Genomic DNA, 1041 nt, shown 5'->3' on the forward strand with positions numbered 1-1041 from the left:
CGGCGAGATTTCCCTCACCTATGCGGAGGTGAATGCGCGGGCGAATCGGTTGGCGCGTTTGCTGGTGGGTTTGGGTGTGGGGCCTGAGCGGGTGGTGGCGTTGTCGGTGCCGCGTTCGGTGGAGACGGTGGTGGCGGCTTTGGGGGTGTTGAAGGCGGGAGGTGCGTATCTGCCGGTGGATCCGGAGTATCCGGTGGACCGTGTCGCGTTCATGCTCGCGGATACCCGTCCGGTGTGTGTTCTGACGACCGCCGGGACGGTTGGTGCGCTGCCGGACACGGGTGTGCCGGTGGTGGTACTCGACAGTCCGGAGACGACAGAGGCGCTTGCCCGCTGCTCGGATGCGGATCTGACGGATACCGACCGTCAAAGCGCCCTTCACCCGGAGAACGCGGCGTATGTCATTTACACCTCGGGGTCGACGGGCCGGCCGAAGGGTGTGGTGGTGTCGCATGCGGGGCTGGGTGCGTTGGCGGCGGAGCAGGTGGACCGTTTCGGGCTGAGCGCGGGCAGTCGGGTGTTGCAGCTGGCGTCGTTCAGTTTTGACGCGGCGGTGATGGAGATGCTGATGGCGTTCGCGTCGTCGGGGACGCTGGTGGTGGCTCCGGCGGGCCGTCTCGGCGGTGAGGCTCTGGTCCGTGAGCTGGACCGGCACCGGATCACGCACGCGTTGATCCCGCCGACGGTCCTGTCGGGTCTGGCGGAGGCGGAACTCCCGTCGCTGGAGACCCTGGTGGTGGGCGGGGAGGCGTGTGCGGGTGAGCTGGTGGCCCGGTGGGCGCCGGGCCGGCGGATGATCAACGCCTACGGGCCGACCGAGTCCACGGTCTGCGCCGCGCTCTCCCGGCCCCTGACCGGTGATGCCCGCCCGTCCATCGGCCGCCCCGTCACCGGGACCCGCCTCCACGTCCTCGACCCCGCCCTCAGGCTGGTCCCCGTCGGCGTCACCGGCGAACTCTACGTATCGGGTGAGGGCCTGGCGCGCGGCTACGCCGGCCGCGCCGCCCTCACAGCGGGCCGGTTCGTCGCCGATCCGTACGG

At 70.3% G+C, this 1041-nt stretch carries 1 protein-coding gene; it reads left to right on the forward strand.

The features are described 5' to 3' along the window. On the forward strand, nucleotides 1-1041 hold a 1041-nt coding region (locus tag ABD371_RS35700; protein WP_344486934.1), incomplete at both ends, for an amino acid adenylation domain-containing protein.

Source organism: Streptomyces amakusaensis (assembly GCF_039532665.1).
GTDB lineage: Bacteria > Actinomycetota > Actinomycetes > Streptomycetales > Streptomycetaceae > Streptomyces > Streptomyces amakusaensis.